Here is a 24,629-nt window from a genome sequence, read left to right as displayed (position 1 = left end):
GTCGGGGGAGGGCGTGTTCTCGGCGGTCACGGCGGTCGGGTGGCCTCTCTGACGTACGGGTGGATGCATGAGGAGAGTGGGGCGGACTAGCCCTCGACGCGGGCGAGTTCGGCCCGTACCGCGGTGACGAGCACGCTGTTCCACAGGGCGACCTTGTCGGTCTGATTGGCCCAGACCCGTTCCTTCTGGAAGATCTCGTTGAGCATCAGGAAGAGAAGGCTCTTGAGGACCGGGGCGTCGTTCGAGCCCCCGCGCCGGCCGCCGTTGAAGGCGTGCCGGTAGTCCTTGTTGAGGACGACCAGGCGCTCCTTGTGGTCGATCGTGAAGAGCAGCTCGGCGGAGTCGATGCCGGGCGGCACGTCGAGCCTGGCCCAGCTGAAGGTGATGGGGTCCTCGCCATCGAGCTGCGGCAGTTCGTCCCGCAGCGTCCGCTTCAGCTTCGGGTCGATTCCCTTGCCGGGCGGGATGACGGCCGTGCGCTTGACCTCGGTACGCCGCTTGGCGGCTTCGCGATAGGTCGTCTCCGCGTCACGGGTGTATTCGGTGAAGGTGTGGCCACTGGTGGGAGCTGCCGCCTTCTCCAGACCTCGGGCGAACGCGGGGGTGACCTGGACGCCGTCCTTCTTGACGGTCAGGGCGAACACGTCGTTGGGCTCGGGCGGCAGGTCCACGGCGATCCTGGCGAGGGCGAGATGGCCCTCCGCGCTGCGGGTGTCGTTCCAGCCGCCGGCCTGGACGAGCCGGTCGTTGCGGTAGAGGTAGAAGCCCTGGCGCTCGGCGAGCGGGCCGATGCCCCGGTAGGCGACCAGCGGGGACTTGGGCGGCCAGATGTGCGCGGTGAGCGCGACATCGCCGACGCCCTCGACAGGGGCGACGTACGTACGGGGGTAACCGGGGCGGCCCGGGACCCGGTAGCCGAACGGGTCTATGTGCTCCACGCTCCGGTGGTCCAGTTCCTCCCGGGTGTGGACGTCCTCGACGACGATGTCCACGTGGAAGCCGTCGCGGGCGAGGAAGCGGTGGAGATAGAGGCCGAGGTGGGTCTCGAGCCGTTCGATCGCGTCGTTGAGGTAGCGGTCGGTCTGACCGTCGGTGATGGTCTCGAACGCGCGGACCTGGTCCCAACGGACGATCGTGCCGTGCCAGTCGATGATCCCGTCGTAGCGGTCGACCAGGTTCTGGCAGTAGGTCGCGTCGACGATGTCGCAGGTGAAGTCGGCCTGCGCGCGGGCGGTGAGCCAGCGACGGCCGGTCGACGGGCTGCGCTTCGTCCGGCTGATCACGGTGAGAGCGTCGGCGTGCGAGAGGGAGGCGGCCTTCAGCCCGGCACCGAAGTGTCCGAGGGCGCCGGCGGCGTACTGCGCGCGCCCGCCGACGGTCATCGCCGTGTCCAGGTCCGTCTCGTCCATGCCACGGCCGTCGTCGATGACGAGGAGACCGACGAGGCGGTCTCGTCCGCCGCGCTCACCCGTGTCCCGCAGGAAACTCACCACGACGTTGTGGGCTCCCGCGTCGATCGAGTTGTCGATCAGGTCGGCGATGGCCGCCTCGAAGCCGTAGCCCTGGTGCGCGAGCGATTCGAACGACCTGGCTGCCGGGGGGAGCCGCTTGCTTCCGCTGGTGGGTACGTCGAACTGCCAGTCCGAAGACGGCTGGTAGGGCGGCATACGTGTTCCTCGCGGACAGGGACATGCCCGGAATGTGTGCGGGCAGGCCGGTTCAGCTGGTCACGTGTGACGTTAGCGTGTGCTAGTTGTGAAGGAATAGTGGGATCGGAATATATGTGCGCGACGCCCCCCGGACATGTCCAGGGGGCGGCCGAAACTCCGACAGGCGGGACGCCGTCGGTCTCAGACTTCCAGGATCCCGTGGCATTCCTCGTACGGCCGGTCCGACCCGCACCAGCACCCCGCCCCCCGCTGCGGCGGCCAAGCCACAGCCAGCCCCCGGGCCGCCAGCGTCGTCGCGTACTGGGGGAGCAGGGTCGTGTCCGAGGGGGAGGAGGCCTCCGAGGCGGCGAAGGCTTCGTAGGACGGGACCGTGGCTGTCACGATGCCGAGGTTCGGGGTGCCGGACATGGCCAGTTCGCGCAGGGACGCCTCTATGGTCGCGAGGTGCTCCTCGTGGGAGGGGTACTCGGTGGTGAGGTCCGGGTACGCGGCGGTCAGTTCCGCGAGTTCCGGGGCCGACCAGTGCAGGACCGCCACCGGGAACGGGCGGGAGAGCGCCTCGCGGTAGGTGCCCAGTTCGGCCTGGAGGCGGGTGATCTCGGCCTGGAGCTCCGCGGGGTTGTCCGAGCCCAGGGACCAGACCCGCTTCGGGTCGTGGAGTTCGTCCAGGGAGATCGGGGACGAGTGCAGGGTGTCGGCCAGGGCGTCCCACTCGTCGTGCGCCGCGCCCAGCATGCGGCGCACCCGGTGACGGCCGAACAGGAGCGGGAGCGTGGAGTAGGGGGGTTCCGGTACGTCCGTCAGGAGCAGGGTCGTTCCCTCGGTGAAGGTGTCCTGTGCCGCTTCCAGTTCGTCGTGCGACTCCAGGGCCTCGGCCACGATCACCCAGGGGGCCGGGTCACGCGGGGCCGCGGCCCTGACGCCGTCGATGATCGCGCGGGCCTCGGCCTCGTGGTCGTACTCCCACAGGTTCGACGCCTTGAGGGCGCGTACCAGATACGGCTTCTCCAGGGGAGTGTCCGAGGCGAGCAGGCGGTCGTAGAGAGTGGTGGCGCCGGGGCGGTCGCCGGACAGTTCGAGGTGGGCCGCGGCCTGCAGGAGCAGGTGCTCGGCGTCCTCCGGATACAGGCCGGCGGTCCGCTCCAGGCGAGCCGCTTCGGCGGTGTGGTCGACGTTCTCGGCAGGCGTGTCGGGGCGCATGGGGGACACCGTACTGCCGTCGGGCCGCCAAGGAGAGAGACCTGCAGGCCAGAGACGCGGGAGTCCCCGACGGCATATTCCGGAGCGCCCCGGTGAACCGTCGCGCGCCCGGTGGACCGTCGGGCGCGGCGGTTCGCGCCGCCGCGCCCTCAGGACTGCCTCAGACAACCACCCCGTCCACCTGCAACGTCTGTACCGCCCCCGCCGCGAACGGCACCGCGAGGGACTTGCCGCTGAGGTAGGTGTCCGAGTGGGACGTGTAGAGGTCGCCGCCGCCGGACGTCAGGGTGTTCCAGCGGGGGACCAGGCCGCCCGTGCCGCCGGAGACCGTGGTGAAGCGGGAGAGGTCGAAGGTCAGGGTCTGGGCGGACGTCGCCTTGTTCGCCGCGACGATGACCAGGCGCTTGGCCGTCGCGTCGTACGCCGCCGCCGCGTAGTCCACGCCCGTGTCCAGGATCGTCATGCCCGGGCGGATGTGGCGGCTGAACTGGGCCATCACATAGAGCTTCGTCTCGACCGCGCCCGCCGTCAGGGTGCTCGCGTCGTACTTGACCATGCCCCAGCCCGCCGTCGGGTCCATCACCTGCCAGTAGACCCAGGCGGTCGGGTGCAGCCAGCGGAAGTCGAGGAGGAGGTTGCTCGCCAGGGTGAGGCCGGTGCCGTCGCCGTCGCCGTACTCGGAGTTCCACAGGGCCTTGCCGGAGGACGTCACGGCATCCGTGTAGAGAAGGTCCCGGCGGCCGCCCGAGCCCTGGTAGCCGTGCACGTTGACCCGGTTGACCAGGCCCTTGGTCGTCGAGCTGAAGGATCCCCACGTCGTACGGGCCAGGTCGTAGCTCGTCTCGTCGGACGCGGAGATCTTGGTGGACGTCAAGCCACGGGCGTTCAACTCGCTGCGCAGATACGGAAGTACGGCCGACTGGACGGACGCGTCCATGTGGCAGCCCTCCTGGGTGCCGGTGGACGTCCACCAACTGGAGGAGGGCTCGTTGAACGCCTCCACGGTGGCGAAGTTCACGCCCCAGTTCGTCTTCGCGTAGAGGGCCACCGCCGCGAGGTGGGAGGCGTGCTGGCGGTAGTTCCAGGACTGGAGGTTGTTGCCGCCGCCGGACGCGCCCGACGGATTGTGGTTCGAACACATCCACCACATCGGGGAGTTGGCGAACAGCTCGCTCGTCGCGCCGCGTGCCGTCGCCTTGGTGAGGGCGGCGCGCTGGGTGGCGTCCGCCGTCCACTTCCAGGCCGTCGACGTCGGGTCCTCGTTGTTCCAGTCCTGCCAGTAGCCCTCGATCTGCTTGAAGGAGGGGATGTTGGCGGAGGCGGTCATGCTCTCGCCGCCCACGCTGTTCCAGGAGCACGCGCCGAGGTTGTAGCGGGCGATGTTCAGGCCCAGGCCCGGGCGGGAAGCGCCGTTGTATGTCGTCGACTTGGTGGTGAAGAAGAGGTCGGCGAAGTCGTCGCGGGCGCCGAAGACATTGGCCCACCACGCCAGCGAGGTGCCCCAGCCCTCCCATTTCCCGTACGTCGTCGCGGGGTTGACGGCGATCGTCGCGTCCGCGCGGGCGGTGCCCGTCGCCAGGGCGCCGCCGAGGACCGTGCCGCCCGCCGCGGCCAGAAGTGTTCTGCGTCGGATCATGACTGGCTTCTCCGTCCGTCTCGGCACAACTGCCGGTCGTCCCACCGGAGTTGACCGTCGATTACGACTCGACTTCGAACTCGGCCGCCGGCCCGTCCCGGCCGGCGCTCGCCCGTCCCGCTGATGCCATCAGGAAGCATCGGGTGTGGCGTGTGGGGTTGTCGAGAGTTGTGACAGCCCTTTCTAAAACCGGTGGAGGAAGCCCTGGCGGCCGACCTGGTGAGCGGTGCGCGGGGGGTCCGGGGCGGGCGGAGTCGGCCCGGTGCGCACGGGAGCCGCGCGGGGCTGGCGAGTTGGCGGGGTGGCGCCTATCGTGCGCCCGGCGAAGGGGGCGTACGGATGCGGGCTCCGGGGATCGTGCACCACGGCACGCGGCGACGGCGGGCCGCGTACCGGCGCGCGGTCTGGAGCGGTGCCGAGGTGCTCGTCACCGTCGGAGTGGTGCTGCTCCTCCTGGTCGTGCACCAACTGTGGTGGACCAACCGGGAGGCGCGGCACGGCGCGGAGCGCAAGGTGCAGGCGCTGGAACGGGAGTGGGGGACCCCGGACGCGGGGTCCCCCACTCCCGGCACGGGCGGCGGTTCAGGCTCCGGGGGGAGCGGCGACGGGAGGACCGCCGCCGGAGGCGTCCGACGCCCCGCCGGGCAGCCCTCCTCGTCCGGCGGCAACGGCGGCCAGATGCGGCCCCGTTGGTCCCAGGCCTACGCCGTCCTCAGCATTCCCCGGCTCTCGCTCCGGGTGCCCGTCGCCGAGGGCGTGAGCAAGGCGGACGTCCTCAACAAGGGGTACGTCGGCCACTACAAGGGCACCCAACAGCCAGGCCAGGCGGGAAACTTCGCGCTCGCCGGACACCGGAACACGCACGGCGAGCCCTTCCGGTACCTCCCGAGGCTTCGGCGCGGTGACACGATCGCCGTGGAGACGAGGACCGCCGTCTACACGTACACCGTCGACCGGACGCTTCCGCAGACCTCCTCGCGGGACGTCGGAGTGATCCGCCCGGTGCCGCGCAGCACCGTCCGGCCGTCGTACGGGTACAGCGAACCCGGGTACTACATCACGCTCACCACGTGCACCCCCGAGTACACCTCCCGGTACCGCATGGCGGTCTGGGGGAAGCTCACCTCCATGCGGCCACGCTGACGCCGGCCCGGTTCACGCAGGATCCCGCCCGGCTGACGTCGGACCCGGCCCAGCTCACGCCGGACCCCTTGCCGCGCCGCCGGTCCAGCGGGCTCACGCCCGGTCCCTGAGCACCAGGACGCTCGCCGCCGCCAGTGCGGCGAGCCCGGCCGAGACGACGATCGCGATGTTCGCGCCGTGCGCCGGACCGCCGGTGGAGGTGACCAGGGCGATCGTGAGGGCCACCCCGGCGCACGAACCGATGTAGCGGAAGGTCTGCTGGGCGCCCGAGCCCATCGCGGCGCGGGTCGCGGGCACGGACTCGACGGCGAGCAGCGGCAGCGCGGCGTTGAGCAGCCCGCTGCCCACCCCGGAGATCACGAAGCCCGGGAGCAGCCGCGGCCAGGAGTCGGCCCCGATCGCGCCGAGCATCGTCAGCACGCCGACGGCGTGCAACCCGAAGCCGAGGGCGAGCTGATGGCGGTGCGAGACCCGGCCGGCGAGACGGCGGGCCTGGAGGGCGACCGTGAAGGAGAGGCCGGACCACAGGAGGAACAGCCAGGCGGTGTCCATCGCGGACAGCCCGAGCGTCCGCTGGAGCAGCGCCGGCAGGAAGCTGAACAGGCCGATCACCGCGAGGCCCATGAAGAGGCCGCCCGCCGACGAGGCGAGGAAGCGGCGGTGCCGGAGCAGTCCGAGGTCGATCATGGGCGTCCGGGAACGGCGTTCGACGGCGACGAACACCGTCATCAGGACGAGGAACGCCGCCAGCAGCAGGCCCACCGGCGCGCGCAGCCAGCCGTCGCGGCCGAGCGTCAGCGCGGCCACCAGCGACACCAGCGCGAGGCCGAAGGTCAGCGCCCCCGCGAGGTCGGGCCGGCCGCCGCGGGGTGCGCGGGACTCGGTGAGGGCGCGGGTTCCGAGGAGGGCCACGACCAGCGCGGCGGCGCCCAGGACGGCGTACGCCATCCGCCAGTTCCAGCCCGCTATGGCCCCCGCGAGGAGCGGGCCCGCCGCGATGCCGGCGCTGACGAACGCGCCCCACACCCCCGTCGCGTGCAGCCGCCCGCGCGGGGTCGGGAAGGCGTGCACGATCAGCCCGAGGCTGCTCGCGAGGATCGCCGCGCTCGCCGCGCCCTGGGCGATCCGGGTCAGGGTGAACAGCCAGGTCGAGCCCGCGAGGGCGCCCAGGGCGGTGGTGACGCCGAGGGCGACGGTGCCGGCCAGGAAGATCCGGCGGCGGCCGTAGTCGTCCGCGAGACTGCCCGCGACCAGGAGCAGCGCGGCCAGGCCCAGCGGGGTGCCGTTGAGCAGCCAGGCCTGGGCGGAGACCGAGGTGTGCAGCGCGGCTGCGGTGTCGGGGAGCGTGACCATCGGCGCCGTGTACGTCATCAGGGCCACGGCGGTGGCGGCACTGGTCAGGGCGAGCGTCGGGGTGGCCCGCGGAGCGCTCTCCGCCGCGGAGGCCGAGGAACGGGTGCGGGCCGATCCGGCCGGTGAGGCCGACGTCACAGTGCCCCCGGAGGGTGCGGTGGCGTGCTCGGGCTGCGTGCTGGTGTCGGTCCGGTCGAGCCGGGTCATGGCCTGCCCCTTCACTTCCTGGGTGGGTTCGGTCATTGAACCTTCGGTACGGATAGACCGTAACACCCTAGGTTCGTTCACTGAACCAACAGGTTGAAAAGTGGCTACAGTGGGGGCATGGCTCTGGGCAAGGACTACGCGACGCAGGAGTGCTCGATCGCCCGCGCGCTGGAGATCGTCGGCGAGCGCTGGACGCTCCTCGTCATCCGCGACGCGCTCTACGGCGTACGGCGCTACAACGACTTCCTCGTGCACCTCGGCATCCCCCGCGCCGTGCTCGCCGCCCGCCTCCAGGCGCTCACCGCCGAGGGCATCCTCGAAAAGCGCCGCTACCAGGAGTCGCCGCCGCGTGACGAGTACGTCCTGACCGACCGCGGGATCGCCCTGTGGCCCACCGTGCGCTCGCTCGGTCTGTGGGGCCGCGAGCACTTCTCCGAGAGTCGTCTGCGGTACTTCCGGCACGCCGTCTGCGGCACGGAACTCGGCCCGTACGGCGAGTGCCCCGTCTGCGCCCTGGTCGTGCCCGTCCCGGACGTCGAGATGACACCGGGCCCCGGACTCGACCGGAACCCGGCGGATCCGGTCAGCCGGGCCCTGCTCGGACCGCGGCGACTGCTGGAGCCGGTCGACACGGAACCCCGGAAGCCGGCGGGGGTCGACTCCCGCGAGCGGGTCGGGCCGGACGCCCGGCCGGCCGGGGACTCGTCAGAGCCCGCGGGGACGGCTGCCGGGGCGGACGCCGGCTCGGACGACGGGACGAATGTCACGACGAATACCAAGGCGGATGCCGGGCGGTTGGCCCAGAATCATCCTGTATAACGATCGGAAGGACACGCGCCCCTCGTCGAGGGGCGCACCGCGTACGAGAGGAGGGGCAGCCGATGATCCGCACCTGGGCCAACGCCCGCCCCGCCGCCGTACTGCTGCTCCTGCTCCTCGAGGTCGCCCTGCTCGACACGGGCAGCCTCACCGCCACCGTCGCGTTCGCCGCGACCGCGGCGGCCGGGTCCGCCTTCGCGGCCTGCTCCCTCATCGTGGCGCGCTGCGCGCCCGTCGTGGCGCCCACCCGCGTGCGTACGGCCATCCGCGACCGCGCCCGCCGTACGGCCTTCCTGCCGCAACGCGATCCGGACGCGAGTGGACGCCCGCGGCCCAGGGCCCCCGGACACGCCCTCCCGGCGACCGCGTAGGGCACCTCTTCACCCCTCCACCCTCGGTGATTTCTCACCCGAGGTGGCTCTCCGTCCCAGGTGACCTGCGCGGGTCGTCATGCCGCATTCCGTACTCCCGGCACGACGAGACCCCCGGAGGGCTCACCCATGTCCACGTTCATGTCCGCGTTCGCGCACCTGGTCGCACAGATCGCCGACCTGCTCCAGCCGCTGTTCCACGACTCGGCGGCCGCCGCCGCGATCGTCCTGTTCACCGCGCTCGTACGCCTGCTCGTGCATCCCCTGTCGCGGGCGTCGGCGCGCGGGCAGCGGGCGCGCGCGGCGCTGCAGCCGCGGATCACCGAGCTGAAGAAGAAGCACGGGAAGGACCGCGAGAAGTTCCAGAAGGCGCTGATGGAACTGCACGCCGAGGAGAAGGTGTCGCCGCTCTCCGGATGCCTGCCCAGCCTGTTCCAGATGCCGGCCTTCTTCCTGCTCTACCACCTGTTCTCCAGCTCGACGATCGGCGGCGAGGCCAACACCCTGCTCGGGCACAAACTGTTCGCCGCGCCGCTCGGGGGCCGCTGGGCGGACGCGCTCGGCCACGGCGGGCTGTTCGGGCCGGCCGGTCTCGTCTACCTGGCCCTCTTCGCCGTCGTCGCGGTCGTGGCGAGTTTCAACTACGTGCGTACGAAGAAGATGACCGCCGCCGCGCCTCCGGTGGGCGAGGGTGACCAGGCGGCCGCCCTCGCCTCGGTCGCCAAGTTCATGCCGTTCATGTCCTTCTTCACACTGTTCACCGTGGCCGTGGTGCCGCTGGCGGCCGCGCTGTACGTCGTGACCAGTACGACCTGGAGCGCGGTGGAGCGGGCGGCGCTCTACCGGGACATGCCGGGGGCGGCACCCGCGGCCGTGGCTCTCGTCTGACGGCGGCCCGGTCCGTCCCGTGGGGGCCCCGCGTCGGTGAGGAAACCGGGCGCGGTCCGGTCCAGTCCGTGAACGGGGTCTTGCGGACTGGACGGCGAGCTTGGAGGATCGGCCGGTCCTCCGATGGCCGCACCCGTCGGGCGACGGCCCGCGATCGAGGGAGATGGTGACCATGAAGCTGCTGCGAGTCGGTACGGCGGGGTCGGAGCGGCCCGCGCTGCTCGACGCCGAGGGGACCCTGCGGGATCTGTCGGGCGTCGTCGCGGACATCGACGGGGCGCTTCTCGCCGACGACGCGGCGCTCGGCCGGATCCGCTCCGCCGCGGCCGCCGGTGAGCTGCCCGCGCTGGACCCGGCCGGACTGCGCGTCGGGCCGCCGCTGGCCCGGATCGGCAAGGTCGTGTGCATCGGGCTGAACTACCACGACCACGCCCGGGAGACCGGGGCCGAGCCGCCCGCCGAGCCGGTGATCTTCTTCAAGGCGGCGGACACCGTGGTCGGGCCGGACGACACGGTGCTCGTGCCGCGCGGGTCGGAGAAGACCGACTGGGAGGTCGAGCTGGCGGTCGTCATCGGCCGTACCGCCCGCTACCTGGAGTCGGAGGAGGAGGCGCTCGCGCATGTCGCCGGGTACGCGGTGGCGCACGACGTCTCCGAGCGCGCGTTCCAGATCGAGCGCGGCGGCACCTGGGACAAGGGCAAGAACTGCGAGACGTTCAACCCGCTGGGGCCGTGGCTGGTGACCGCGGACGAGGTCCCGGACCCGCAGGCGCTGTCGCTGAAGCTCTGGGTGAACGGTGAGCTCAAGCAGGACGGTACGACGGCCGAGCAGATCTTCCCGGTCGCCGAGGTCGTCCGGTACGTCAGCCGGTTCATGACGCTGTACCCCGGTGATGTCATCAACACGGGGACGCCGGCCGGGGTGGCTCTCGGGCAGCCCGAGCCGAAGCCGTATCTGCGGGCGGGGGATGTCGTGGAGCTGGAGATCGAGGGGTTGGGACGGCAGCGGCAGGAACTCAAGAACGCGTGATCGCTCCGCTCGGTTCGCGGTTGGGGTCCGCTGGGGCCGGGGTGAGTCTTTTGCTGCGGGTGTGTTGTGGTTGCTCGCGCCGTTCCTCGCGCCCCTGGCGGGGGTCGCCTGTCCGTTGTTCGCTGCGGGTGTGTTGTGGTTGGGCGCGCCGTTCCTCGCGCCCCTGGCGGGGCTCGCCTGTCCGTTGTTCGCTGCGGGTGTGTTGTGGTTGGGCGCGCCGTTCCCCGCGCCCCGGGTGGGGCGCGGGGAAGCGGTTCGTCAGGCGGAGAGGAACTTCTCCAGGGCCTCGACCACCATCTTGTGGTCCTCGACCTGGGGCAGGCCCGACACCACGACCGTGCCGATGACACCCGCGCCGGTCACGGCGATCGGGAACGCGCCCCCGTGGGCCGCGTACGTGTCGGGGTCCAGGCGCGAGGACTCCTCGAAGGTCGTGCCCTTGGCGCGGAAGCGCGAGCCGACCAGCAGCGAGGAGCAGCCGTAGCGCTCGACGACGCGGCGCTTGCGGTCGATCCACGCGTCGTTGTCCGGGGTGGAACCCGGCAGCGCCGCGTGGAAGAGCTGCTGGCCGCCGCGGCGGATGTCGACGGCGACCGGCGCGCCCCGCTCGCGGGCGAGCTCGACGAGGAGGGCGCCGAGAGTCCAGGCGTCGTCGTGGGTGAAGCGGGGGAGCGTCAGACGGCGCTCCTGCTCCTCCAGCTCGGTGATCAGCTCGGCGATCTCCGGTGCGGCGGACGCGTTCACAGCGACACCACCACTCCCTCGTGGGCGGAGCGGCGGGCCGCCTCCAGGACGTCGAGGGCGGCGGCGGCCTCGTGGGCGCTGACCGGGTTGGGGCCGCCGTCACGGATCGCGGCGGCGACGGCCGCGTAGTACGCGGGGTACGCGCCAGGAACCGTCGGCTCGGGGCGGCCGCCGCCGGTCAGCGGGGACTCGCCGGAGCCGACGCGGCCCCACAGGGCCTCCGGCTCGATGCCCCATTCGGCCGTGACGCCGGGCCGCTTGCCGTCCCGCAGGTCGGCCTCCTGCGGGTCGAGGCCGTACTTGACGTAACCCGCCTGCGAGCCGAGGACACGGAAGCGCGGGCCGAGCTGGGCGGTCGTCGCGGAGACGTAGAGGTGGGAGCGGACCCCGCTCTCGTGCGTGATCGCGATCAACGTGTCGTCGTCGGTCAGCGCGCCCGGACGGCGGACGTCGGACTCGGCGTACACCGAGGCCGCGGGGCCGAAGAGGACGAGCGCCTGGTCGACGAGGTGGCTGCCGAGGTCGTAGAGGAGACCCCCGATCTCCGCCGGGTCGCCGGACTCGCGCCAGCCGCCCTTCGGCTGCGGGCGCCAGCGCTCGAAGCGGGACTCGAAGCGGTAGACGTCGCCGAGCTCGCCCTCGGCGAACAGCTTGCGCAGGGTCAGGAAGTCGTTGTCCCAGCGGCGGTTCTGGAAGACGGAGAGCAGCAGGCCGCGCTCGTCGGCCAGGGCGGCCAGCTCGCGGGCGTCCGCCGCCGTACCGGCGAGGGGCTTGTCGACGACCACGGGGAGGCCGGCCTTCAGGGCGGCGGTCGCGATCGGGACGTGGGTCTTGTTCGGGGACGCGATGACGATCAGGTCGAGTTCGTCGGCGCGTGCCAGCAGTTCCTCGGGCGTGGCGGCGAACCGGAGTCCGTCGCCGAACTCGGAGCGGGCCTGCGCCTGGCGCTCCGGATGGGTGGTGACGACCGTGTCGAGGGCGAGCCCCTCGGTCGTGGCGATCAGCGGGGCGTGGAAAACGGAACCCGCGAGGCCGTAGCCGACGAGACCCACGCGAAGGGGCGTACCAGTACCAGTCATGCCTGTCATGGGTCCTACTTTGGCAACGCTGTTGCCAAAGTGCAAGCGCGGGGGAGAATGGGTGATGTGAACAGGACTGATGCGGGTGGGGCCGGGATGCCGGAGATCCCTGGGAATTCAGGTGTACCCGGGACTCCCGGTGTTTTCGCGGGCAAGGGTGGAGCAGGGGCCTCCGGTGTTTTCGTGAACCGGGGTGCGACCGGGGCGTCCGGTGTCTTCGCGAACCGGGGTGCGGCCGGGGCTTCGGGAGTTTTCGGGAACCAGGGTGTCTCCGGGAGTCCGGGAACCGGTTCGGGTGCCGGGGCGGCCGGGGTGAACCTGCCGGCCCTGCGCAGTCACAACGCCGCGCTGGTGCTCGACCTGCTGCGCACGGCGGGGGCCGCCGGCATCAGCCGTCTGGAGCTCGCCGAGCGGACCGGGCTGACCCCGCAGGCCGTCAGCAAGATCACCGCGCGGCTGCGGGCGGACGGTCTCGCGACGGAGGCGGGGCGCCGCGCGTCCACGGGCGGCAAACCCCGTACGGTCCTGCGGCTGGTACCCGAGGCGGGGCACGCGGTCGGGCTGCACCTGGACCGGGACGAGCTGACCGCGGTGCTCTGCGATCTCACCGGGGCCGTGACGGCCGAGCGGCGCGCGCCGCTGGACCTGGGTGCCGGGGCCGACGCGGTGGTCGAGGGAGCGGCCGACGAGGTCTCGGCCCTGCTCGGCGGGGTGTCCCCGCTGGGCGTGGGGGTCGCGTTGCCGGGGCCCCTCGATCACACCCTGGGAGTGCTGCACCGGGTCACGGGTTTCCCCGAGTGGGACGGGTTCGCGCTGCGGGACGCGCTCGCCGGGCGGCTCGGGCTGCCGGTGGTCGTGGACAAGGACACCAACGCGGCGGCGCTGGGCGTCGCGGTGGGGACCGGCACCGCGTCCGACGCCCTGTCCGACGGCTGGCCCGTCGCCTCGTCCGGCCTATCGCCCGACCTTTCGTCCGGCGGACCGTCCGGCGTCGGCTCCGGCGTCGGTTTCGCGGGTGGCGGCGGATCCTTCGCGTATCTGCATCTCGGTACGGGACTGGGAGCCGGGCTCGTGATCGGCGGGGCCGTGCACCGGGGGGCGCGTACCGGGGCCGGGGAGTTCGGGCACCAGGTCATCCAGTTGGACGGGCCGCTGTGCGAGTGCGGGAACCGGGGGTGCATCGAGGTGCTGTGTCTGGACGCGGTGGGCCGGGGTGCCGTGGCCGAGGCGGCCCGGGTGCTCGGGGCCGGGGCGGCCAATCTGGTGGGGCTGCTCGACATCGACCTCGTGCTGCTGGGCGGACGTACGGTCGCCGCTCACGAGGATGTTTTCGTACGAGGGGTCGGGGCCGTACTGGAGGAACGGGCCCGGCGCGAGGGGGGCGTCGCCCCGGTGCCGGTCCGGGTGGCCCCCGGCGGAGCGCGAGGGGTGGCCGAGGGCGCGGCCCAACTCATGCTGGCCCCGCTGTTCGGGCGGGGAGAGGGCTGAGCGAAGCGGCCGCGGGGCGGGCTGCCCGGCGAGGGTCGCGCACGCCGGCCGAGGGCATGCGGGCCTGGCGCACGGAGTGCGGGCCCGGCGTGGGATCCGTTGCCCCTGGTCGGGGGTTGCCGGACCCTGGGGGGATCTGCCGGACCGGGTGGGATTTGCCAGGCCTGCGGGAGAGCTGCCGGACCCGAGCAGGGGCTGCCGAACCCGGGCGGGACCTGCGGACCCGAGCGGGACGGACCGGGGCGGGAACGATGGCCCTGCCGGGGAACTGCGGCCCCGCCGGGAACGATGGCCCTGCCGGGGAACTGCGGCCCCGCCGGGAACGATGGTCCTGCCGGGGAACTGCGGCCCCGCCGGGAACGATGGTCCTGCCGGGGAACTGCGGCCCCGCCGGGAACGACGGCCCCGCAGGGGAACTGCGGCCCCGCCGGAATCACGGCCCCCGGGCCGGAACTGAGGGCCCGCCGGGGGGCGACACCTCCCCGGGGAGGTGTCGCCCCCCCCGGGGAACTGCGGGCCGTATGAGGGAAATTCGGGGCCGAACGGGGGGTGCTTCACGGGTGGCGGTGCGCTGGTGGGGGTGGCGCGTGTCAGGGTCGCGAGGCCATTGCCCGGCATCGACTGACGCTTTCGATCCTCCCGATCCCCGCCCCCTCCCGATCGGCCAAAGGCTCCTCATGCGACTGCGTACGTCCCATCCGCTCGCCCCGACCGCCCTCGCCCCGACCGCTCTCGCCCTGTGCGTGACACTCACGCCCACCCCGGCGCACGCGCTGGACCCCCGCCCCGCCTGCGTCTCGTCCGACACCCATGACTTCCCGATCAAGACCCGTATCCACGGTGGCCCCGACGCCTATCAGGCCGGCGGCGACTTCGGTACCTGGTACATCGACCTCACCAACACCACGGCGCACCCCTGCGGCGCGATCCACCCCGTCGTCGTCCTCGTGGACGAGAAGCGGACGCTGCGGCCGGAGCAGGCGCGGCTGGAGTTCTACGTGGGGGAGCGGGCCCACGCGGTGAAGTTCGAGAGGAGCGACCAGGCCGAGAACGTGGGGCCGTTCGACGACGGCTTCCCCGGGTTCACCGTGGCCCCCGGCCGCACCCTCACCGTGAAGGTGCGGCTCTCCCTGACCTCGGACGCGACCGCCCCGAACGCCGTCGTCGCGAACGCGGCCGTCGTTCAGAAGCACGGCGACGACGGCGACTGGGTGGGAGAGTCGAACGCCTACCGGTTCAGCGTCGGGGGCGACCCCAAGGCCGAGGACCCGGTCGGCACCGCGGAGACCGGCACCGCGGACACCACCGCGGACACCGGCACCGCGGACACCGGTACCGATGCCGGCGCGAGCCCGGGCGCGAGTGCCGGGGCCAGTGCGGGTCCCGGTGTCGGTGCCAGTCCCGGTACGGGCACGGCGAGCGGTACCGCCGCGACCGGTACGACCGCGCCGCCCGTGGACCAGCTCGCCAGGACCGGGACCGACAGGCCGAACAGGCCGGTCCTGGCCGCCCTCGCGCTCGCGCTGGTCGCCGCCGGTGCCGGACTGCTCGCCCTGGCGCGGCGGTTGCGCCGGCGCTGACGGCCGCCGACACCTGGAAGCCGTGGCGGGAACGCCGTCTGCGACGATCGTTTCCGTGGACTATCCGAACGACCAGGCCCCCGGCGCACCCGTCCGCTCCGGTATTCCGGAGCACGGCCGCATCCCGAAGTACTACGCGGTCAAGGCGCACATCGCCCGGCTCGTCGAGGAACTGGGCGAAGGCGGGCTCCTGCCCACCGAGCGTGATCTCTCCGAGCGGTACGAGGTCGCCCGCGAGACGGTGCGCCAGGCGCTCCGCGAGCTGCTGCTCGAAGGGAAGCTGCGGCGACAGGGTCGCGGCACGGTGGTCGCCGGTCCCAAGCTGGAGCAGCCGCTCTCGCTGGCGAGTTACACCGAGGGCGTACGGCGGCAGGGGCGCACCCCCGGTCGTACGCTCATCTCCCTCGACCGGTTCCCCTGTCCGGAATCACTCGCCACCGAGGCGGGGCTCCGGCGCGGTGAGCCCGTCTGGCACATGGAGCGCGTCCTGCTCGCGGACGACGAACGGGTCGGCCTGGAGAGTACGTACGTCGCCGTGGAGCGGGTTCCGGACCTCGACCGCGACTTCGACCCCGACTCCTCGTTCTACGCGTACCTCCACGAGCGGCTCGGTGTCGCGTTCGGCGACGCCGACGAGCGGATCGAGACCGTGCTGGCCACCCCCCGCGAGGCGCTGCTGATCGGAACGCCGCCCGCGCTGCCGATGCTGCTGATCCACCGGGTCTCGCGGGACACCCGGGGGAGGCCGCTGGAGCGGGTGCGGACGCTGTACCGGGGGGACCGGTTCTCGTTCACCGCGCACCTCGGTGACTGATTCCCGGCGGCCGGTCACAGGCGGTTGATTCCGGCCAGGACGGGGCGGGCTCCGGCCCGCCTCTTTTATAACGTAAAGATAACGGGTCTAGCCCAAACGTGATGGGCAGTTCATCATCCGGTTGCTGGCCGGACCCTTCCGATTCCCCCGTCCCGAGGAGTGTTGCCGTCGTGAGAGTGATAGTCGTCGGAGCCGGCGTGGTGGGCACCCTGCATGCCTGGCACGCAGTGGAGCGCGGCCACGAGGTCGTACAGATCGAGCGTGAGGCGGAGGCCCGCGGGGCCTCGCTGCGCAATTTCGGGCAGATCTGGGTCAGTGGTCGCGCCGGAGGAGAGGAGCTCGAAACCGCCCTGCGGGCAAGGGAGTTGTGGGAGGAGATCGGGACGCGCGTCCCCGGTCTCGGCTTCCGGGCGTGCGGATCGCTGACCCCGGTGCGCAACCGGCGCGAACGCGCCGTCGCCGAGGCCGCCCTGGCCCGTGACGACGCCGCCGCCCGCGGCTACAAACTGCTCACCGCGGGCGAGGCGCGTGCCGTGAACCCCGCTCTGCGCGGCGCCTTCGAGGCGGCCCTGTACTGCGAGCGTGACGCGGCAGTCGAGCCGCGCACCGCCCAACTCGCCCTCCGGGCAGAGCTCTTGAAGTCCCCGAACTACACCTTCCGGCCGGGCCGCGAGGTCCGTGAGGTGATCGGCGAGCACGCCGTCCGCGACGACCACGGCGACGTCCACAGCGGCGACGCCGTGGTGCTGTGCACGGGCGCCTGGCTCGGCGGTCTCGTACGCGAACTGGCGGGCCCCGAGCTGCCCGTGCGGCGCGTGCGGCTGCAGATGATGCAGACCGATCCGCTGGGCGAGCCGCTCACCACCTCCGTCGCCGACGCGGACAGCTTCCGCTACTACCCCGCGTACCGGAGCGAGGCGCTCGACGAGCTCAACTCCGGTCAGCCACAGGCGCCGACCGCCGCCGAGCACCGGATGCAGCTCCTCATGGTGCAGCGCGCGGACGGCGGGCTCACCATCGGCGACACCCACGAGTACGAGCACCCCTTCGCCTTCGACACCCTCGAAGACCCCTACGACCACCTCACCGAGGTCGTCGAATCCTTCCTCGGCCGACCGCTGCCGAAGATCCGGCGCCGCTGGGCCGGGGTGTACGCGCAGTGCACCGACCCGAGCCGGGTCGTGCACCGCCAGCGCGTGCGGGACGGGGTGTGGCTGGTCACCGGGCCCGGCGGGCGTGGCATGACCTGCTCACCCGCGATAGCCGAGACGACCGCCGACGAACTGGGATGGTGACCGAAATGAACGACATACGCGACCTACGGCTTGTGGTGCTCGACATGGCCGGCACCACCGTCGCCGACGGCGGCCTCGTGGAGCGGGCCTTCGCCGTGGCCGCCGGAGAGCTGGGCGTCGAGCCCGGTTCCGCGGACCACGCGGCGAAGCTCGACCACGTCCGGGCCACCATGGGCGAGTCCAAGATCTCCGTCTTCCGGCACCTGTTCGGCGAGGAGTCCCTCGCCGAACGGGCCAACACCGCCTTCGAGAAGGCGTACGGGGAACTCGTCGACGACGGGCACATCGCGCCGGTCGCCGGGGCCCGCGAGGCGATCGAGGAACTCCAGGGCGGCGGCCGGACCGTCGTCCTGACCACCGGGTTCGCCCGCGTCACCCAGGACGCCATCCTCGACGCCCTCGGCTGGCGGGACCTGGTGCCGCTCACCCTGTGCCCGGCCGACGCCGGGGGCCGCGGACGCCCGTACCCCGACATGGTGCTGGAGGCGTTCCTGCGGACCAGGGCCGCGGAGGCGGTGCGGCAGATCGCCGTCGTGGGCGACACCTCGTACGACATGCTCAGCGGCGTACGCGCCGGGGCGGGGCTCGTCGCCGGTGTGCTCACCGGGGCGCACGGGGACGAGGCGCTGCGCGCCGCCGGGGCCGGGCACATCCTCGGCTCGGTGGCCGAACTGCCGGCGCTGATCGGCGGATTCGCCACCGGAGCCGGACGATGAGCAGCGGCATCCGCTTCGAGGGGGTGTCCGTCGCCTACGGCGGCACCACGGTTCTCGACTCCCTCGACCTGAGCGTCGAACCCGGCGAGGTGATGGCCCTGCTCGGGCCGTCCGGGTCGGGGAAGACCACCGCGCTGCGGGCCGTCGCCGGATTCGTGCGGCCCGCCGCCGGGCGGGTGTTCATCGGCGACCGCGATGTCACCGACCTGCCGCCCCACCGGCGCGGGATCGGCATGGTCGTCCAGCAGTACGCGCTCTTCCCGCACCTGCGGGTCGAGGACAACGTCGCCTTCGGGCTCAAGGCGCAGAAGGCCCCCAAGGGCGAGATCCGCGGGCGGGTGGCCGAGGCGCTGGAGATGACCGGGATGGCGGCGTACGCGCGGCGCCACCCGCGCGAGCTGTCCGGCGGGCAGCAGCAGCGTGTCGCCATCGCGCGGGCGCTCGCCATCCGGCCCGGGGTCCTCCTGCTCGACGAGCCGCTGTCCGCGCTCGACGCCCGGCTGCGCTCCGGAATGCTCGCCGAACTCGCGCGGCTGCACCGGGAGTTGCCGGACGTGTCGATCCTCTACGTCACCCACGACCAGGTCGAGGCACTGACCCTGGCCGACCGGATCGCCGTCATGGACAAGGCCCGGCTGCGGGACGTCGGCACGCCGAGGGAGCTGTACCGGACACCGCGCACCGAGTTCACGGCGGCCTTCGTGGGCGAGGCGAACCTGCTGCCGGTGCGGGTCGGGGCGGACGGAGTCACCTTCGCCGGGACCGAGTTGAAGGTGGCGACGGGGGATGCCGCCGAGGGCGCGAGCGCCACCCTGTGCGTACGGCCGCACCTCGTCGGACTCGGCGACGGGCCCAACTCCCTGACCGGGCGGGTCGTCGAGACGCAGTGGCGCGGCGCGACCCATCGGCTCCACGTCGACGTGCGGGGCCATCGGGTGATGGCCGATCTGCGGGAACTGCGTACGGCTCCGGTGCCGGGGGACGCGGTCGGCCTGCACTTCGCCCCCGAGGACGCGGTGCTGCTCCCGGCGGGAGTCACCGCCGAGCGGACGGCGGAGACCGCCTCCGAGCGGACGGCCGGAGCCGGCGCCGGGCGGACCGCCCGGGTGGCCGAGGGGGTGACGCGCGATGGCTAGCGCCTCGGTCGCCGCCCCGGCGAAAGCCGTCACCAAGTCCCGTACGGGAATGCCCTCCTGGGTGTGGGCCCTACCCCCCGTCGCCGTTCTCGGTCTCGTCTTCCTCTACCCGCTCGCCCTCGTCGTCCAGCAGTCGTTCCGGCCGGACACCGGCGGCACCTCGGCGCAGGCGTACGGGGACGTGTTCGCCTCCACCGCCTTCCGGGAGGCGCTCGGCACCACCGTGTGGCTGGCGGTGGGCTCCACGGCCGGATGTCTGGTCCTCGGGTTCGCGCTCGCCCTGGTCATCGCCTTCGTGCCGTTCCCCGGCGCCAAGGCGGTCGCCCGGTTCATCGACGTCTTCCTGTCCTTCCCGTCCTTCCTGATCACGCTCGCGCTGCTGTTCGTCTACGGGACCGTCGGCATCGCCAACGGGCTCTGGACGGGCGCCACAGGCGCCGCCGAGGGCCCGTTCCAGTTCCTGACCACGCAGTGGGGAGTGCTCCTCGCCGAGGTCACCTACTTCACCCCGTTCGTGATGAGGCCGCTGCTCGCCGCCTTCTCGGGGATCGACACCGGTCAGATCGAGGCGGCTTCCTCGCTCGGCGCGCGGCCCGCGCGGATCGTGCGGCAGGTGATCCTGCCCGAGGCGCTGCCCGCGCTCGCGGCCGGCGGCAGCCTGGTCCTGGTGCTCTGCCTGAACGAGTTCGGGATCGTGCTGTTCACCGGGGCGAAAGGGGTCACGACCCTGCCGATGCTCGTGTACAGCAAGGCGATCCTGGAGTCGGACTACCCGGGAGCCTGCGTCGTCGCCGTCGTCAACGTCCTGATCTCCGTGGGTCTCTACGGCCTCTACCGGGTGGTGAGCCGCCGTGCTGGTGCATAGCCGCAAGGGGAAGTGGGCCGTCTGGGCCGTCTTCCTCGTCCTCTTCCTGCCCCTGTTCGCGCTGCCGCTGCTCGTCGTCCTCGCCGCGTCGTTCGCCACGAACTGGTCGGGCGCGCTCCCGTCCGGCTTCACCACCGGGCACTACACCGCCGCCACCCGCGGCGAATCCCTCCACGCGCTCACCACCAGCCTGGTCACCGCGGTCACCGCGAGCGTGCTCGCGCTGGTCGTCGGCACCTGGGCGGCGCTCGCCGGACACGCCCTGGGCAAGCGCGGCAGGCGCGTCCTGGACGCGCTGTTCATGCTGCCGGTCGCGGTGCCCTCCGTGGTTGTCGGACTCGCGATCCTGGTCGCCTTCTCCAAGCCGCCGATGCTGCTCAACGGCACCCGGTGGATCGTGTTCCTCGCCCACGCCGTACTCGTCACGGCGTTCGCCCACCGGTCGGTGTCGGCGGCCGTCGTCCGTCTCGACCCGGCCTACGAACAGGCCGCCGCCTCGCTCGGCGCCCGGCCCTCCTACGTGCTGCGGCGGGTGCGGCTGCCGCTGCTGCTGCCCTCGCTGACCGCCGCCGCGGGGCTCTGCTTCGCCCTGTCCATGGGCGAGTTGAGCGCCACCATGATGCTCTACCCGCCCGACTGGACCCCGCTTCCCGTCCAGATCTACGCGGCCACCGACCGCGGCGCCCTGTTCACCGGGTCCGCGCTCGCCGTGGTCCTCATGACGGCGACGGTGCTCGTCCTGTTCGCCGTCTCCCGGATCCGCACCAAGGCCTCCTACCGCTGATCCGGCCCGGCTCCACCAGCTCTCGATCGCCACCAAAAGCCCTGACAACGCAAGGAGTTCATCTCGCCATGCCCATCAACGCGCGCCCGCGGCACCTCACTCCGATCGCCGCCGTCATCGGCAGCCTCGCCCTCGCCGGCTCCCTCACTGCCTGCGGCGGGGACTCCGCCGCCTCCGACGCCAAGGTCGTCACCGTGTACAGCGCGGACGGCCTCAAGGGCGAGAACGGGGACGGCTGGTACGACCGGGTCTTCAAGGACTTCGAGAAGGAGACCGGGATCAAGGTCGAGTACGTCGAAGGGGGTTCGGGCGAGATGGTCCAGCGGGCCGTCCGCGAGAAGACCAACCCGCAGGCCGACGTCCTCGTCACCCTCCCGCCGTTCATCCAGCAGGCCGACGGCAAGGGCCTGCTCCAGAAGTACACCCCCAAGGGCGCGGAGCAGGTCGACGGCGCCGACAAGGCCGCCGACGCCACCTGGACCTCCGTCGTCAACAACTACTTCGGCTTCGTCTACAACAAGAAGGAACTGAAGCAGGCCCCCACCACCTGGGACGAACTGCTGGCCGGGACGTACAAGAACAAGCTCCAGTACTCCACCCCGGGCGTCGCCGGAGACGGAACGGCCGTGCTCATCAAGGCGATCCACGACTTCGGCGGCAAGGACGCGGCACTCGCCTACCTGAAGAAGCTCCAGGCCAACAACGTCGGCCCGTCCGCCTCCACCGGCAAGCTCGCCCCCAAGGTCGACAAGGGCGAACTGCTGGTCGCCAACGGCGATGTCCAGATGAACTACGCGCAGTCCAAGGACATGCCGAACCTGGGCATCTGGTTCCCGCGGGCCACCGGCACGGCCACCGACGCCGCCGGGAAGCCGACCACCTTCGCGCTCCCGTACGCGGCCGGTCTCGTCACCAAGGCCCCGCACTCCGAGAACGGCAGGAAGCTCCTCGACTACATGCTGTCCGCCACGGCGCAGCGCCAGGTCAGCGAGATCGGCGGCGGTTTCTCCGCGCGCAAGGACGTCAAGACGACCGACGCGAACGCCATCGCGCTCACCAAGCTCATGGACGGCGTCGAGGTCTTCCAGCCGGACTGGGCCGACATCGACAAGAACCTGACCACGTACGTCGAGGACTGGAAGTCCGCCACCGGCAGCTGACCGCCACCGGGCAGCTGACCGCCGTCGGCGGCCGGCTCCGGCCCGGCGGGCCACCCGGCCCGCCCCGCGGCGCCCCTGGAACCACCGGGGGTGTCGCCGTGCCCCAACGCCTCACCCTCGCTCTTCCATCCGTGCCCCACACCCTCGTCCCCCCTCCGGAGGATCACGTGTCGACACGCATGTCCCGACGCTCGCTGCTCGCCTCGGCGGCCGGTCTCGCCCTCGCCGCCGGCCCGTTCGCGGCCGTCGCCCTCGCCGCCGCGAGGACCCCCAAGGTCCTGGTCATCGGCCTCGACGGCACCCTGCTGAACCGCGTCAAGGACGCCGACGCCCCCAACCTGGACGCCCTGATGGCCGCGGGCCTCACCGCGCCCAGCAGCATCTACGCCAACCCGCTCGCGCCCACGCTCTCCGGCCCCGGCTGGTCCACGATCATCACCGGTGTCTGGCCCGACAAGCACAACGTCAAGGACAACACCTTCACCGGGCAGAAGTTCGCGCAGTACCCGGACTTCCTCACCCGGATCGAGACCGCGAAGCCGTCCCTGAACACCTACGCCGTCTCGTCCTGGGCCCCGCTCACGGACACCGTCTTCTCCTCCAGGGTGGACACCCGGGTGTCCACCCCGAGCGCCGAGTACGACACCGGAACCACCTCGCGTGCCGTCGCCCGACTGCGCGACGCCAACCCCGACGCGGTGTTCGTGCAGCTCGACAACGTCGACCACGCGGGCCACAGCTACGGCGCCGCCAGCCGGCAGTACCTGGACGCCGTCCACGGTGTCGACACCCAGGTCGGGCAGATGGTCGCCGCGGTCAGGGCCCGCGCCACGTACGCCTCCGAGGACTGGCTGATCATGATCACCGCCGACCACGGGCACACCGACGCGGGCGGCCACGGCGGCTCCAGCCGGCCCGAGCGGCAGACCTTCATGATCGCGACCGGGCCCACGCTGGCCGCCGGTTCGGTGCGGTACGACGTCAAGATGCCGGACATCGCCGCCTCCGCCCTCGCCCACCTGGGCGTCGCCATCGACCCGGCCTGGGGACTCGACGGACGGCCGGTGCAACAGCCCTCGCCGGACGACTTCGACTCACTGCGCCCGCTGCTCGCCACCCGCGTCGACGAGACCGGCATCGGCGCCGCGGTCGTCGGCTTCACCCACACCCCGCCGAGCGGCTGGTCGGTCGACAACTCCGCGATGGGGACGGGCGGTGTCACCGAGTGGCGCGGCTGGTCCTTCACCACGGACGAGTTCTGGACGGGGACGCAGGCCGACCAGAGCCGCGAGTGCAACGTCCGGGCCCGTGACGTCTTCGCGGTGGCCGACGGCGACGAGTGGAGCGACAAGTCCCTCTCGGGCAGCTTCGACTCCACCCTGGTCAGCCCCGCCTACCCGGTCACCCCAGGCGCCGCGGCCACCCTCACGTACACCACGTACTACCGCCAGGAGTCCCCGCAGAAGGGCGAGGTGCTCGTCTCCTACGACGGCGCGCCGCCGGTCAGTGTGAGGACGTACTCCGCCGATGTGTCCTCCCGCGTCGAGAAGGTGACCCTCCAGGTCCCGGCCGGTGCCACGACGGCGCGCGTGCGTTTCCGTTACACCGGCGGGAACAACTGGTACTGGGTGATCGACGGAGTGTCGGTCAGGGCGGTCTGACCCGGTCGGGACCGAGCCGTCCTGACTAGGCTGGGGGCGTCGGCACAACGTCGTTCCGGCGCCCCCGGATCGAGAGCGTACGTACGCCAGGACGGCAGGAGACCCAGCACATGTCAGAGCGCAAGCCGATCGAGTCGTGGCTCACCGACATGGACGGTGTCCTCATCCACGAGGGGGTGCCGATCCCCGGCGCCGACGCCTTCATCAAGAAACTGAGGGAGTCCGGGAAGCCCTTCCTGGTCCTGACGAACAACTCCATCTACACGGCCCGCGACCTGCACGCCCGGCTCAAGCGCATGGGCCTGGACGTGCCGGTCGAGAACATCTGGACCTCCGCCCTCGCCACCGCCAAGTTCCTGGACGACCAGCGGCCCGGCGGCACGGCGTACGTCATCGGCGAGGCGGGCCTGACGACCGCGCTGCACGACATCGGGTACGTCCTGACCGACCACGAGCCGGACTACGTGGTGCTGGGCGAGACCCGCACCTACTCCTTCGAGGCCATGACCAAGGCGGTCCGGCTGATCAAGGGCGGCGCCCGGTTCATCGCCACCAACCCGGACGAGACAGGACCGTCCACCGAGGGCCCGCTGCCGGCCACCGGCGCGGTCGCCGCGCTGATCACCAAGGCCACCGGCAAGCAGCCGTACTTCGCGGGCAAGCCGAACCCGCTGATGATGCGGACCGGCCTGAACGCCATCGGCGCGCACTCCGAGTCCAGCGCGATGATCGGCGACCGCATGGACACCGACGTCCTGGCCGGTCTGGAGGCGGGGATGCAGACCTTCCTCGTCCTGACCGGGCTCACCACGCCGGAGGAGATCGAGCGCTACCCGTACCGCCCGTCGAAGATCGTCGACTCGATCGCGGATCTCGTCGACCGCGTCTGAGGCCCCGCGGCCACCGACCGGATCCGGACCCCGGGCACCCCGGACAGGTCCCGGCGGATCCGAAACCCGTGGTGGCGCGGACAGACCCGTACGGAGCAGC

The 24,629-nt window shown here is 72.0% G+C and carries 21 protein-coding genes and 1 pseudogene; 16 read left to right on the top strand and 6 right to left on the bottom strand.

The window, feature by feature from the left end:
- Positions 1 to 86: 86 nt before the first annotated feature.
- From ACIQRL_RS06185 to ACIQRL_RS06175, 3 genes are all read right to left on the bottom strand, one after another.
- The gene (locus ACIQRL_RS06185; protein WP_401327607.1) at positions 87 to 1,667 is read right to left on the bottom strand and encodes an ATP-binding protein; all 1,581 of its coding nucleotides are present in this window, start codon (positions 1,665 to 1,667) and stop codon (positions 87 to 89) included.
- Positions 1,668 to 1,850: 183 nt separating this feature from the next.
- Positions 1,851 to 2,870 (bottom strand): SEC-C domain-containing protein, encoded by a 1,020-nt coding sequence (locus ACIQRL_RS06180; RefSeq protein ID WP_401327606.1) that lies wholly within the window; start codon positions 2,868 to 2,870, stop codon positions 1,851 to 1,853.
- A 160-nt stretch (positions 2,871 to 3,030) separates the two neighbouring features.
- On the bottom strand, positions 3,031 to 4,506 hold the full coding sequence (locus ACIQRL_RS06175) for a beta-1,6-galactanase (protein ID WP_401327603.1): 1,476 nt from the start codon (positions 4,504 to 4,506) through the stop codon (positions 3,031 to 3,033).
- A gap of 339 nt (positions 4,507 to 4,845) precedes the next feature.
- Between ACIQRL_RS06175 and ACIQRL_RS06170 the strand changes: the two genes are divergently transcribed.
- Complete coding sequence (locus ACIQRL_RS06170; RefSeq protein WP_401327600.1) at positions 4,846 to 5,649, top strand: class E sortase; 804 nt, start codon at positions 4,846 to 4,848, stop codon at positions 5,647 to 5,649.
- A 93-nt stretch (positions 5,650 to 5,742) separates the two neighbouring features.
- Here ACIQRL_RS06170 and ACIQRL_RS06165 read toward each other — a convergent pair whose 3' ends face one another.
- Positions 5,743 to 7,245, bottom strand: coding sequence for an MFS transporter (locus ACIQRL_RS06165; RefSeq protein WP_401327597.1), 1,503 nt, complete (start codon positions 7,243 to 7,245; stop codon positions 5,743 to 5,745).
- An 81-nt stretch (positions 7,246 to 7,326) separates the two neighbouring features.
- Here ACIQRL_RS06165 and ACIQRL_RS06160 point away from each other — a divergent pair.
- From ACIQRL_RS06160 to ACIQRL_RS06145, 4 genes and pseudogenes are all read left to right on the top strand, one after another.
- A pseudogene (locus ACIQRL_RS06160) lies at positions 7,327 to 7,848 on the top strand (winged helix-turn-helix transcriptional regulator); the annotation flags it as partial.
- Positions 7,849 to 8,090: 242 nt separating this feature from the next.
- Complete coding sequence (locus ACIQRL_RS06155) at positions 8,091 to 8,399, top strand: DUF6412 domain-containing protein (protein WP_401327594.1); 309 nt, start codon at positions 8,091 to 8,093, stop codon at positions 8,397 to 8,399.
- A 141-nt stretch (positions 8,400 to 8,540) separates the two neighbouring features.
- Positions 8,541 to 9,287 carry a YidC/Oxa1 family membrane protein insertase gene (locus ACIQRL_RS06150; RefSeq protein ID WP_401328132.1) on the top strand — a complete coding sequence of 249 codons (747 nt, stop codon included), beginning with the start codon at positions 8,541 to 8,543 and terminating at the stop codon, positions 9,285 to 9,287.
- Between the two features lie 172 nt (positions 9,288 to 9,459).
- Positions 9,460 to 10,317: a fumarylacetoacetate hydrolase family protein gene (locus ACIQRL_RS06145; protein WP_401327591.1), complete on the top strand. Its 858-nt coding sequence runs from the start codon at positions 9,460 to 9,462 to the stop codon at positions 10,315 to 10,317.
- 258 nt (positions 10,318 to 10,575) lie between these two features.
- Here the strand turns inward: ACIQRL_RS06145 and ACIQRL_RS06140 are convergent, their stop codons facing one another.
- Together ACIQRL_RS06140 and ACIQRL_RS06135 are read right to left on the bottom strand one after the other, a co-directional pair.
- Positions 10,576 to 11,061: a heme-degrading domain-containing protein gene (locus ACIQRL_RS06140; protein WP_401327588.1), complete on the bottom strand. Its 486-nt coding sequence runs from the start codon at positions 11,059 to 11,061 to the stop codon at positions 10,576 to 10,578.
- Positions 11,058 to 12,149 (bottom strand): Gfo/Idh/MocA family oxidoreductase, encoded by a 1,092-nt coding sequence (locus ACIQRL_RS06135; RefSeq protein ID WP_401327585.1) that lies wholly within the window; start codon positions 12,147 to 12,149, stop codon positions 11,058 to 11,060. Before ACIQRL_RS06135 ends, ACIQRL_RS06140 begins: the two co-directional genes overlap by 4 nt.
- 174 nt (positions 12,150 to 12,323) lie before the next feature.
- Between ACIQRL_RS06135 and ACIQRL_RS06130 the strand changes: the two genes are divergently transcribed.
- The 11 genes from ACIQRL_RS06130 to ACIQRL_RS06080 all read left to right on the top strand — a co-directional run bounded on the left by ACIQRL_RS06130 (position 12,324) and on the right by ACIQRL_RS06080 (position 24,529).
- Complete coding sequence (locus ACIQRL_RS06130; RefSeq protein WP_401327583.1) at positions 12,324 to 13,628, top strand: ROK family protein; 1,305 nt, start codon at positions 12,324 to 12,326, stop codon at positions 13,626 to 13,628.
- A 677-nt stretch (positions 13,629 to 14,305) separates the two neighbouring features.
- The gene (locus tag ACIQRL_RS06125; protein WP_401327580.1) at positions 14,306 to 15,208 is read left to right on the top strand and encodes a hypothetical protein; all 903 of its coding nucleotides are present in this window, start codon (positions 14,306 to 14,308) and stop codon (positions 15,206 to 15,208) included.
- Between the two features lie 55 nt (positions 15,209 to 15,263).
- Positions 15,264 to 16,022 (top strand): GntR family transcriptional regulator, encoded by a 759-nt coding sequence (locus ACIQRL_RS06120; RefSeq protein WP_401327578.1) that lies wholly within the window; start codon positions 15,264 to 15,266, stop codon positions 16,020 to 16,022.
- A 170-nt stretch (positions 16,023 to 16,192) separates the two neighbouring features.
- A complete protein-coding gene (locus ACIQRL_RS06115; RefSeq protein WP_401327575.1) occupies positions 16,193 to 17,317 on the top strand; it encodes a TIGR03364 family FAD-dependent oxidoreductase in 1,125 nt (374 codons plus the stop codon).
- 5 nt (positions 17,318 to 17,322) lie between these two features.
- Positions 17,323 to 18,033, top strand: a complete 711-nt coding sequence (locus ACIQRL_RS06110; RefSeq protein WP_401327573.1) for an HAD family hydrolase — start codon at positions 17,323 to 17,325, stop codon at positions 18,031 to 18,033.
- Positions 18,030 to 19,169 carry an ABC transporter ATP-binding protein gene (locus ACIQRL_RS06105; protein ID WP_401327570.1) on the top strand — a complete coding sequence of 380 codons (1,140 nt, stop codon included), beginning with the start codon at positions 18,030 to 18,032 and terminating at the stop codon, positions 19,167 to 19,169. The genes ACIQRL_RS06110 and ACIQRL_RS06105 overlap by 4 nt, the downstream gene beginning before the upstream one ends.
- Entirely contained in the window at positions 19,162 to 20,034 is an 873-nt protein-coding gene (locus tag ACIQRL_RS06100; protein WP_401327568.1) for a 2-aminoethylphosphonate ABC transporter permease subunit, read from the top strand. The genes ACIQRL_RS06105 and ACIQRL_RS06100 overlap by 8 nt, the downstream gene beginning before the upstream one ends.
- Complete coding sequence (locus ACIQRL_RS06095; protein WP_401327565.1) at positions 20,021 to 20,818, top strand: ABC transporter permease; 798 nt, start codon at positions 20,021 to 20,023, stop codon at positions 20,816 to 20,818. Before ACIQRL_RS06100 ends, ACIQRL_RS06095 begins: the two co-directional genes overlap by 14 nt.
- Positions 20,819 to 20,886: 68 nt before the next feature.
- Positions 20,887 to 21,978 carry a 2-aminoethylphosphonate ABC transporter substrate-binding protein gene (locus tag ACIQRL_RS06090; RefSeq protein ID WP_401327562.1) on the top strand — a complete coding sequence of 364 codons (1,092 nt, stop codon included), beginning with the start codon at positions 20,887 to 20,889 and terminating at the stop codon, positions 21,976 to 21,978.
- 179 nt (positions 21,979 to 22,157) lie between these two features.
- Positions 22,158 to 23,639 carry an alkaline phosphatase family protein gene (locus tag ACIQRL_RS06085; protein WP_401328130.1) on the top strand — a complete coding sequence of 494 codons (1,482 nt, stop codon included), beginning with the start codon at positions 22,158 to 22,160 and terminating at the stop codon, positions 23,637 to 23,639.
- Positions 23,640 to 23,749: 110 nt separating this feature from the next.
- Entirely contained in the window at positions 23,750 to 24,529 is a 780-nt protein-coding gene (locus ACIQRL_RS06080) for an HAD-IIA family hydrolase (RefSeq protein ID WP_261703629.1), read from the top strand.
- The last annotated feature ends 100 nt before the right edge of the window (positions 24,530 to 24,629 follow it).

The organism is Streptomyces sp. NPDC091209, from assembly GCF_044757755.1.
GTDB lineage: Bacteria > Actinomycetota > Actinomycetes > Streptomycetales > Streptomycetaceae > Streptomyces.
This window is presented reverse-complemented; position numbering and strand designations above follow the sequence as displayed.